The organism is Micromonospora sp. D75 (assembly GCF_018070405.1).
In the GTDB taxonomy this organism is placed as follows: domain Bacteria; phylum Actinomycetota; class Actinomycetes; order Mycobacteriales; family Micromonosporaceae; genus Micromonospora; species Micromonospora chalcea.
Genome location: NZ_JAGPXV010000162.1, coordinates 1 through 10,060, shown reverse-complemented (window position 1 = coordinate 10,060; position 10,060 = coordinate 1). Strand labels below are relative to the sequence as shown.

At 71.7% G+C, this 10,060-nt stretch carries 8 protein-coding genes and 1 pseudogene; 2 read left to right on the top strand and 7 right to left on the bottom strand.

The features are described from left to right. From KBX39_RS12650 to KBX39_RS12630, 5 genes are all read right to left on the bottom strand, one after another. On the bottom strand, window positions 1–975 hold a 975-nt coding region (locus KBX39_RS12650; RefSeq protein ID WP_210870600.1), incomplete at its 3' end, for a glycosyltransferase family 39 protein. 149 nt (window positions 976–1,124) lie between these two features. Continuing rightward, entirely contained in the window at window positions 1,125–3,449 is a 2,325-nt protein-coding gene (locus KBX39_RS12645; protein WP_210870597.1) for a glycoside hydrolase family 3 N-terminal domain-containing protein, read from the bottom strand. 39 nt (window positions 3,450–3,488) lie between these two features. Continuing rightward, complete coding sequence (locus KBX39_RS12640; protein WP_043323413.1) at window positions 3,489–4,355, bottom strand: carbohydrate ABC transporter permease; 867 nt, start codon at window positions 4,353–4,355, stop codon at window positions 3,489–3,491. Beyond that, window positions 4,352–5,350, bottom strand: coding sequence for a carbohydrate ABC transporter permease (locus KBX39_RS12635; protein ID WP_210870594.1), 999 nt, complete (start codon window positions 5,348–5,350; stop codon window positions 4,352–4,354). The genes KBX39_RS12640 and KBX39_RS12635 overlap by 4 nt, the downstream gene beginning before the upstream one ends. Next, window positions 5,347–6,615, bottom strand: coding sequence for an ABC transporter substrate-binding protein (locus tag KBX39_RS12630; protein WP_274478740.1), 1,269 nt, complete (start codon window positions 6,613–6,615; stop codon window positions 5,347–5,349). The genes KBX39_RS12635 and KBX39_RS12630 overlap by 4 nt, the downstream gene beginning before the upstream one ends. A gap of 201 nt (window positions 6,616–6,816) precedes the next feature. Here KBX39_RS12630 and KBX39_RS12625 point away from each other — a divergent pair, with 201 nt between their 5' ends. Then, window positions 6,817–7,797, top strand: coding sequence for a LacI family DNA-binding transcriptional regulator (locus tag KBX39_RS12625; RefSeq protein WP_187692751.1), 981 nt, complete (start codon window positions 6,817–6,819; stop codon window positions 7,795–7,797). A gap of 202 nt (window positions 7,798–7,999) precedes the next feature. After that, on the top strand, window positions 8,000–9,193 hold the full coding sequence (locus KBX39_RS12620) for an endo-1,4-beta-xylanase (protein WP_043323406.1): 1,194 nt from the start codon (window positions 8,000–8,002) through the stop codon (window positions 9,191–9,193). A 64-nt stretch (window positions 9,194–9,257) separates the two neighbouring features. Here KBX39_RS12620 and KBX39_RS12615 read toward each other — a convergent pair whose 3' ends face one another. Beyond that, on the bottom strand, window positions 9,258–9,818 hold the full coding sequence (locus KBX39_RS12615; protein WP_210870591.1) for a DUF5872 domain-containing protein: 561 nt from the start codon (window positions 9,816–9,818) through the stop codon (window positions 9,258–9,260). Between the two features lie 37 nt (window positions 9,819–9,855). Then, window positions 9,856–10,060, bottom strand: a pseudogene (locus KBX39_RS12610) (hypothetical protein); the annotation flags it as partial.

Here is a 10,060-nt window from a genome sequence, read left to right as displayed (position 1 = left end):
GTTCACCGCCGACCAGACCGGCGCGGCCTGCGCCAGCGCCAGCAGCCCGAGCGCCGGCACCAGCGCCCAGGCGGTACAGATCGCGGCCGGGTACCGCAGCGGGAGGCTGAACAGGGCCAGCCCGGCCAGCACGCCGCCGAGCGCGACGACGCCGAACAGCTCTCCGGGCGTGGCCGCCAGCACGGCGGCGCCGGGCCACGCGCCGGACGCCAGACGCCCGCCCTCACGCACGCCGACGGCGAGCAGCGCGGCGACCGGCAGCAGCCCGACGGCCACTGCGGCCAGCCACCGGACGGTGTCCCGGCGGCGGAACGCCAGCACGACCCAGCCGTGCGCGGCGAGCAGCAGCAACGCCACCGGCTGGCACAGACCGAGCAGCAGCACCGCGCCCGCGTAGGGCACGAGCCGCCGCGGGCGCGGCCGGTCGAGCGCGGACGCCAGCAGCCAGGTGGCGAGCACGGCGGCGAACACCGCCAGGGCGTACGGCTGTGCCTGCTGCGCGTACCGGATCGAGGTCGGCAGCGCCGCGAAGATCAGGCCGGCCAGCAGGCCGGCGGCGGGCGTGGCGATCCGGGTGGCGACCGCGCCGACGAGCGCCGCGGCCCCGACCATGGCCAGCAGCGACGGTACGCGCAGCGCGAGGTCCGTCGCGCCGAACAGCTCCGCCCAGCCGCGCAGGAGCAGGTGGTACGGCCCGAGCGCGATGTCGTCGCCGGTGAGCCCGATCCCCTGCCAGGGCGACGTCGCCGCCCGGCGGGCCGCCGACTCCCCGGCGCTCGGACCCGCTGTCGCGATCCGGGTCGCGCCGAGCGCGCCGGTCAGGACCGCGGGCAGCAGCCACGCCGCGATCCGCCACCGGGTCACGGCGGCGGTCGCGGCGCGGGCGGTGGAGCGGCGCGGACGGTCCTCGCCCCAGGGGTCCTCGACCGCGGCGTCCCCGATCCGGGGCAGGACCATGGTGTCCGCGTCCATCATCGTGACTCACGCATCCCTGTGGGTGCCGGCGACCGGGATCCAGCCGGGGCTGGATGACATCCTGGAGCCTACTGAGCCAAAATCGACATAACGCCAATATGGGTTGAAAGGGTCCGCCGTCCGCCCCGTGGACGACCGGCGGACCCCGTTCAGCGGAGGTCGGTGGTCGTCCAGCGGGGCGAGGCGGCGGTGATCTCGACGGTGTCGCCGGTCAGCGTGGTCCGCGCCTGGACGTCGCGCCGGGCGCTCGTACCCACCCAGACGTCGACCTCCCCGGGCTCCACCACGCGGGTGAGCGTGCGGTCGGTGAAGGCCAGCCGCGTGGTCGGCACGCTCAGCTCGACGGTGACCGAGGCCCCCGGCTCCAGACGCACCCGCCGGTAGCCGAGCAGCTGCGCCACCGGCCGGGTCACCGAGGCGACCAGGTCCCGGCCGTAGAGCTGCACCACGTCGTCACCGGCGACCGCGCCGGTGTTCGTGACCCGCACCGACACCCGCAGCGCCCCGTCGGCCGGCACCTCGGCCGGCACGGTCAGGTCGGTGTACGCGAACGTGGTGTAGGACAGCCCGTGACCGAACGGCGCCACCGGCGTCGCCGGCAGGTTGGTGCCGTTCGTGCCCGCCCCCAGCTCCGGGTGCAGGTACGAGTACGGCTGCGCGCCGGCCGAGCCGGGCAGGGTGACCGGCAGCCGGCCGGACGGGTTGACCCGCCCGGAGAGCACACCCGCGATCGCCCCGGCGCCCTCCTCGCCCGGGAAGAACGTCTGCAGCACCGCCGCGCACCGGGTCAGCGCCCAGCCCAGCGCGTACGGCCGGCCGGTCAGCAGCACCAGGACGACCGGGGTGCCGGTGTCCAGCACCGCCTCGACGAGCTGGCGCTGCACGCCGGGCAGCTCCAGGTCGTCCCGGTCGCAGCCCTCCCCGACCGTGCCGCGGCCGAACAGGCTGGCGTGGTCGCCGACCACGAGGACCGCCACGTCGGCGGCGGACGCGACGGCGACCGCCTCGTCGAAGCCGGACCGGTCCGCCGAGTCCACCTCGCAGCCGGCCGCGCAGGTGACCCGGTCGGCGCCGAACTCGGCGCGCACCGCCTCCAGGACGGTCGGCACCTCGAAGCCGGTCTCCACGCCCGGGTGATGGGCCAGCACGTGGTTGAGGAAGGAATAGCAGCCGAACAACGCGCCCTGCCGGTCGGCGTTCGGGCCGACCACCGCCACCCGGCGGCCCGCCGGCAGCGGGAGCACGCCCTCGTTGGCGACCAGGACGATCGACTCCTCGGCGAGCCGGCGCGCGATCGACCGGTGCTCCGGCGAGTCGAGGTCCACGGCACCCGGCGGCTCGTCGGCGAACGTGGCGTCGAGCAGCCCGAGTTCCTGCTTCTGGCGCAGCACGCGCAACACCGCCCGGTCGACCAGCGCCTCGTCGACAGTGCCGGCCCGCACCGACTCGGTCAGCGTCAGGAAGGCGTCGCCGGTGGGCAACTCGATGTCCAGGCCCGCGGCCAGCGCCTGCGCCGCCGCGTCCGCGTGGTCGGCCGCGACGTGGTGCAGCAGGTTGAGGAAGGCGACGCCGTAGTAGTCGGCCACCACTGTGCCGTCGAACCCCCACCGGTCCCGCAGCAGGTCGGTGAGCATGGTCGGGTCGGCGGCGACCGGCACGCCGTCGATCTCGGCGTACGAGTGCATGACGCTGCGCGCGTCGCCGTCGCGGATCGCCATCTCGAACGGCGGCAGCAGCACGTCGGCGAGTTCCCGGGGACCGGCGTGCACCGGGCCGAAGTTGCGCCCGGCCCGCGAGGCGGAGTAGCCGGCGAAGTGCTTCAGCGTCGCGAGCACGCCCTGCGACTGCAGTCCCCGCACGTACGAGGTGCCGATGGTGCCCACGAGGTACGGATCCTCGGCGATGCACTCGTCGACCCGGCCCCAGCGCGGGTCCCGGATCACGTCCAGCACCGGGGACAGTCCCTGGTGGATGCCGAGCGCGCGCATCGAGGCCCCGATCGCCGCCGCCATCTCGGTGACCAGCTCGGGGTCGAACGCGGCGCCCCAGGCAAGCGGCGTCGGGAAGGTGGCCGCCTTCCAGGCCGACAGGCCGGTCAGGCACTCCTCGTGCACGATGGCCGGGATGCCCAGCCGGGTACCGGTCACCAGGTCCCGCTGGAACTTCCACAGCCAGGCCGCGCGGGCCGCGGAATCGACCGGGCGGGTGCCGTAGGGGCGGGTGAGGTGACCCAGCCCGTGCCGGGCGAAGTCTTCGAGCCGGCCGCTGTCGGCGAACTCGCCCTGCAGGGGCGCGACCGCCTCACCGTCCTCCTTCTCCCAGAACCCGACGAGCTGCGCGATCTTCTCCTCGGTCGTCATGCGAGCGAGCAGTTCCCGTACGCGCGTCTCGGCGTCGTGCCCGTCCGACCGGTCGTGGTCCGAATCTGCCTGGGCCGGTACCGGCCCGTCCACCACCGCGTGGACCCCTGTCATGGTGTGCCTTTCCATTGGTTGTGCTGGTGCTGCTGCCGCTCAGCCCTTGACCGCGCCCTGGAGCCCGCCCACGATCTGCTTCTCCGCGAGGGTGAAGAACAGCAGCGCCGGCAGCATCGCCAGTGAGGTGAAGGCGAGGACGCCCGCGGTGTCGGTGGTGTACTGGCTGGAGAAGTTCTGCACGCCCAGCGGCAGGGTGTGCAGGTTGACGTCCCCGAGGACGAGCAGCGGCAGGAGGAACGCGTTCCAGCTCGCCACGAACGCGAGGATACCGACGGTGACGATCGCGGGCCGCGACAGCGGCAGCACGATCCGCCAGAGGAAGCCGAGCCGGCCGGCGCCGTCGATGGCGGCCGCGTCCTCCAGCTCCCGCGGGATGGCCGACAGGAACGGCCGCAGGATGACGATCGTCAGCGGCAGCGAGAAGGCGACCTGCGGAAGGATCACCGCGTAGTAGGAGTTGATCAGGCTCAGGTCACGCAGCAGGAGGTACAGCGGCAGGATCGCCGCGCCGGCCGGGAAGAGCAGACCGAGCGTGAAGAACGTGTAGAGCCATTCACGCCCCCGGAACGAGTACCGGGCGAGCACGAACGCGGCGGCCATGCCGAGCACCACCACGCCGAGCGTGGTGCCCAGAGCGATCACCGCGCTGTTGAACGCCTGCCGCCAGAAGTCGCTCTGCGTGAGCACCCGGTAGTAGTTGTCCCAGACCCACGGGTCGGGCAGGCCGGCCGGGTCGTTCACGATCTGCGGCGTGGTCCGGAAGCCACCGACGATGACGTACACGACGGGGGCGATCGACACGGCCGCGACCGCGAGCGCGATCGCGTACGTCAGCGGCGAGCTCCACTGCACCGGACGGCGCCCGGGCGAAGGGGCGGGTACGGAGTTCACGGCCACTGTCACTTCCCCTTCCGGGTGATGGCGCCCTCGATGTCACGGCTGAGCAGGAACCGCTGGAACAGCAGCGCCGCGACGAACGAGATGGCGAACAGGATCACGGCGACCGCGTTGCCGTAGCCCCACAGCCGGGCGAAGAAGCCGTTGTCCACCATGTACGTCGCCATGGTGGCCGAGGCGCCGAGCGACCGCACCGCGGGCACGGAGGTCACCCAGACCATGTCGAAGACCTGCAACGAGCCGATCATCGACAGGAACATCCAGATCCGGATGGTCGGGCCGAGCAGTGGCAACGTGACGTGACGCTGGATCTGCCACCAGCTCGCGCCGTCGATCTCGGCGGCCTCGTTCAGCTCGGGCGGCACGTTCGACAGGCCGGCGAGCAGCAGGATGATGGCGAAGCCGACGTACTTCCAGGTGAGCACGAACAGCAGGGTCCAGATGACCACGTCGAGGTCGGCCAGCCACGCCTGCACCAGCCCGCCCAGCCCGACCGACCGCAGCAGCGCGTCGAGCGTGCCGCCGTCGGTCAGGATCAGCTTCCACATGATGCCGACGGTGACCTCGGCGAGCACGTACGGCACGAAGACCAGCAGGCGGAACGCGGAGCGCCCGCGGAAGCGGCGGTTGAGCAGCAGGGCGATGCCGAGCGCGACGGGCCCCTGGATGAGCAGCGACCCGAAGACGATGATGGCGTTGTTGCGCAGCGCGTCGAGGAAGATCGGGTCCTGGAACGCGAGCGTGTAGTTACGGAAGCCGACGTACTCGGTGGGCGGCCCGACCCCGCGCCAGCGGAACAGGCTGTAGTAGAACGCGAAGCCCATCGGCACCAGCACGAACAGCACGTAGATGAGGACCGCCGGCGTCGTCAGGCCGATGATCTCGTACCACTTACGGCGGGTCTCGGCGCGGCGTGAGGCGGCTCGTGCGCCGGGCCGGAGGCCCGCCGGCGGCGCGTGAGCGCCGTCGGCGGGCGTACGGGTCGTCGATGCGGACGTCACTTGCTTGCGGCCGCCTTCATGGCCGAGACGACCTTCTCAGGTGTCCCGTTGCCGGCGAAGATCGCGACGATCGCGTCGTTCATCGCGGTGCCGACGGTGCTGCCGAAGGCCGTGTCCAGCCAGAGCTGCACGTAGGTGGCCGAGGAGGTGGCCTCCAGGATGGACTTCAGCGCCGGGTCGGTGACGCCGTCGGCGGCGCCCTTGGCGACCGGCAGGCCGGTGCCGGTGGCGGCGTAGCCCTTCTGCACCTCGGGGCTGACGATGTACTTGAGGAACTCGACGCACTCGGCCGGGGCGTTCTTCGAGCAGGCGAAGCCGTCGCCGCCGCCGAGGGCCGCCTTCGGGTCACCGGCGGAGCCGGAGATCGCCGGCACCGGGAACCAGCCCAGGAACTTGCCCAGGGCCGCCTTGTCCGTGGCGACGGTGTCCAGGGTGCCACGGTTCCAGTCGCCCATCAGTTCCATCGCGGCCTTGCCGTTGGCGAGCAGACCGTTGGCGCTGGTCGGGTCGTTCTGGCCCGGCGTGGCGATGAAGTTGTTCTGGAACGGCTTGGTGTCGATGAAGCTCTTCAGGTCCTGGCCGGCCTTGACGAAGCACGGGTCGTCGAAGGTCCGGTCCTTGGTCGCCTTCTTCAGCGTGTCGACCGAGCAGGCCCGCAGCGCGAAGTTGTACCACCAGTGCGCGGCCGGCCACTTGTCTCCGGCGCCCAGGGCGATCGGGATGACGTTGATGGCCTTGAGCTTGGTGACCGCGGCGTTGAGTTCCTCGAAGGTGGTCGGCGGCGCCGTGATGCCCGCCTTCGCGAACATGTCCTTGTTGTACCAGACGCCTTCGATGCCCATCCGGAACGGCAGGCCGTACTGCTTGCCCTCCACCTGCCAGATCTCGGAGGCGCTGCCGATGTCGGCGACCTCGCTCTTCACCTGGTCGGTGATGTCCTTGAGGTAGTCGGCCTCGACCTGCTCGCGCATCTCGCCGCCACCCCACGCCTGGAAGATGTCCGGCGGGTCGTTGCTCAGCAGCGCGGCGGGCAGCCGGGTGCGCTGGAGCTGGTTCGTCTCGATCGCCTCGATCTCGATCTTGACGGTCGGGTGGGCCGCGGAGAAGTCCTTGGCGACCTTCTCCCAGTACGTCTTGCCGGGCCCGTCCTGCGAGGCGTTGTGCCACCAGGTCAGCGTCACCGGGTTCTTGTACAGCTCGCTCTCGGCGGCCTTGTCGTCGTCGCCACCTCCGCTGCACGCGGAGGCCAGCAGAGCGCTTGTCACAAACAGTGCCAGGACGGCGCCAGCACGGCGCTTCATCGCCATAGATGTCTCCTCGACCACTTAGTCGGGTTACCTGCCGGGGAGTTTTACAGGGCCGTAACGTGAAGTCAATCGGTATCGATAACGTTTTCGAAAACGTCTTCGATCACCCTGGGAAGGCCCTCTATCATCGTCGGCGTGGTGTTCCCGCAGCGCGTCAAGATGTCAGACGTGGCCCGTACAGCCGGCGTCTCGGTGGCAACCGTATCGAAAGTTGTCAATGGTCGGTACGGCGTCGCACAGGCCACCGTCGAGCGCGTCCAGCAGGTCATCCACGAACTCGGATACGAGGCCAGCCTGGGGGCGCAGAGCCTGCGCAGCCACCGGACGAACGTGCTGGGCATCCTGGTCGCCGAGTTCGAGCCGTTCTCCACCGAGCTGCTCAAGGGCGCCTCCCGCGAGGTCGCCGGCAGCGGCTACCAACTGCTCGCCTACTCCAGCGGGGACGGCAAGGGCGCGGCCATAGGGTGGGAGCGGCGCTCGCTGGCACGCCTGTCCGGCACGCTCATCGACGGCGCGGTGATCGTGACGCCGACGGTGGTCGAGACCAAGCACGGTTTCCACGTGGTGGCCGTCGACCCGCACACCGGCCCGTCCGGCCTGCCCACTGTCGACTCCGACAACTTCGCCGGCGCGGTGCTGGCCACCGACTACCTGCTGTCGCTCGGGCACCGCCGGATCGCGCACATCAGCGGCCGTCCCGACCTGGAGTCGGCCCGCCTGCGCGAGGCCGGGTTCCGCAAGGCGATGGCCGACGCGGGCACGCCGGTGGACGAGCGGCTGGTGCGGGTGGGCGGCTTCCGCACCGAGAGCGCCGCCAGCACGGCTGCCGAACTGCTCGCCCTCCCCGACCGGCCGACCGCGATCTTCGCCGGCAACGACCTCTCCGCCATCTCCACCGTGGACGTCGCCCGCGACCTCGGCCTGCGCGTACCGGACGACCTGTCGGTCATCGGCTTCGACAACATCCCCGAGTCGGCGCTGGTCGACCCGCCGCTCACCACGATCCGGCAGCCGCTGCAACGCATGGGCGCCGAGTCACTGCGCCTGCTGATCGACCTGATCGCCGGCGCCGAGCGGGAGACCCACATCCAGCTCCCCACCGAGCTGGTCGTGCGGGCCTCCTGCGCGCCCCTGCGCTGAGACGCCCCGCTCCTACCCGAACGGCGATTGACGGGCGGCTATCGAGGTCCGTAAGGTTTCGGGCTACTTCCGGAAGATACCCCGGAAGTTTCGGAAGCCGCACCGCCCGCCCGGGCACCCGCCGCTCCGTTCCACGTCGCGGCGGCCCCGGCACCGCCACCGCCGGCCCTCGGGCCGAGCGCACCTGCCCGGAAGGAACGAGATGAAGCTGAGACGCTGGCTCGCCGCCGGCGCGGTCGCCGTCGTGACCGCCACCGCCCTCAACGTCGTCCCCGCGACGGCGGGACGCCCGTACGACCCGGCCGCGCAGAGCCTGCGCGAGCTGGCCAAGCGCCACGGCCTGTACGTGGGCACCGCAGTGGACATGGCGGCCCTCAACGACGCCGCCGAGCCGCGGTACCGCGAGCTGGCCGCGTCCGAGTTCTCCACCGTAACCGCCGAGAACGTGATGAAGTGGGAGAGCCTGGAGCCCACCCGCGGCACCTACAACTGGGGTCCGGCCGACGAGCTGATCGAGTTCGCCCGCAAGAACAACCAGCGGGTCCGGGGCCACGTGCTGGTCTGGCACAACCAGCTGCCGGCGTGGCTGACCAGCGGCGTCGCGGACGGCTCGATCAGCAAGGCCGAGCTGCGCCAGATCCTGCGCAACCACATCACCGCGGTGGTCACCCACTTCAAGGGCAAGATCTGGCAGTGGGACGTGGTGAACGAGGCGGTCAGCGACCCCTGGGACACCCCGTCCACCCTGCACTACAAGGGGTTCTGGGCGCAGAACCTCGGGCCCGGCTACCTCGCCGACGCGTTCCGCTGGGCCCGCGCCGCCGACCCGAAGGCGCTGCTGTTCTACAACGACTACAACATCGAGGCGTTCGGCTCCGGCAACCCGGCCGACGACAAGACGCAGTTCGTCTACAACATGGTCCGTGACCTGCGGGCCAAGGGCGTGCCGATCGACGGCGTGGGCGCGCAGGGCCACCTGGGCACCCAGTACGGCAACTTCAGCACGCTCCAGGTGGTCGCGGCCCTGCGCAAGTTCGCCGGGCTCGGGCTGGCCACGGCGCTCACCGAGGTGGACGTGCGCAGCCAGATCACCGACGGGGTGGAGGCCGGCGACTCCGCCGAGATCAACCCGCGCCTGCAGGCGTCCGCGGCGGGCTTCAGCGTGCTGATGCAGGCGTGCCTGGCCGAGCGGCACTGCCTGTCGTTCACGCTCTGGGGCTTCACCGACAAGCACTCCTGGGTGCCCGGCGCGTTCTCCGACCCGCCGGAGGGCCTGGCCACCGTGTACGACGAGAACTACCAGCCCAAGCTCGCCTACCACGAGCTCAAGGCAGACCTGATGTTCTCCGGTCCGCCCTACGTGCTGCCGCGCATCCCGCAGCACCCGCGCCGCTGACTGTCGCGCGCAGGGGCCGGCCTTCGGGCCGGCCCCTGCGTCGCGGTACGCCACGGGATCACGCTCACGCCGCCCGGCGGCGGCCCAGTTCCGACTCCAGCCGTCCGATGAGCGTCTTGCGGGCCTTGCCACGCCGTTCCCGGCGCAGCGCCACGTCGAGCTGACGGGTGTCGAGGTCGCGCACGAGCTTGACCGCCTCGGTCACCGGCAGCTCGGTCATCTGCTCCGCGGCGGTGGCGTCCCGGCGGGCCCGCTTCGCCGGGCCGGTGTTCGGCACGTACTGGCGGCCGGAGCGCGACGCGCGGCGCTTGCGCGTGTCGGTGTCGCGCCGCTGCTCCTCCGACAGCTCCTTCCACGCCTGTTCGGGCAGGTAACGACGGGTCTCGCCGCCGTTGCGGGCGCGCGTGTCACCGCTGCGGGTCTGCCACTTCTCGCCGCCCCAGCGTTGCAGCGACCGCTGCCGTGCGTCCTTCGGGCCCTCGAATCCCCCGCCGGCCTTCTTGTACTCGTTCGTCAGCAGCTGCGACTTGCGGGCCGACCACTGCCCCGGCCGTCCGCCCTTGTCGGAGGCGCGGATCTCGGCCTTGAGGCGCTCGCGCAGTTCCGGCTCGGTGTACTGCGCCATGACGCAGCGTTACCCGCGCCGGCGGCGGCCATGCCGGTCAGCCGGGTCCCGGCCGGTAGACCAGATCCATCGTGTCGGTGCAGCCGGACCAGTCCAGTCGCAGCCGCCAGCACCCGGCGGCCGGCAGGTCGACGATGGACGGCCCGGGCCCGCCGTCCACCTCGCGGACGACCGGGGCGCCCGTCCCGTCCCGGGTCGCGGTGATCACCAGAGGCGTCCGCGGCGCCGGCTCGGAGCGGCCT

What these genes read in the sequence shown, in the direction of transcription:
- KBX39_RS12625 (WP_187692751.1), top strand. Translation starts at nt 6,817, where the DNA reads ATGTCAGACGTGGCCCGTACAGCCGGCGTCTCGGTGGCAACCGTATCG.
- KBX39_RS12645 (WP_210870597.1), bottom strand. Translation starts at nt 3,449, where the DNA reads ATGACAGGGGTCCACGCGGTGGTGGACGGGCCGGTACCGGCCCAGGCA.
- KBX39_RS12620 (WP_043323406.1), top strand. Translation starts at nt 8,000, where the DNA reads ATGAAGCTGAGACGCTGGCTCGCCGCCGGCGCGGTCGCCGTCGTGACC.
- KBX39_RS12615 (WP_210870591.1), bottom strand. Translation starts at nt 9,818, where the DNA reads ATGGCGCAGTACACCGAGCCGGAACTGCGCGAGCGCCTCAAGGCCGAG.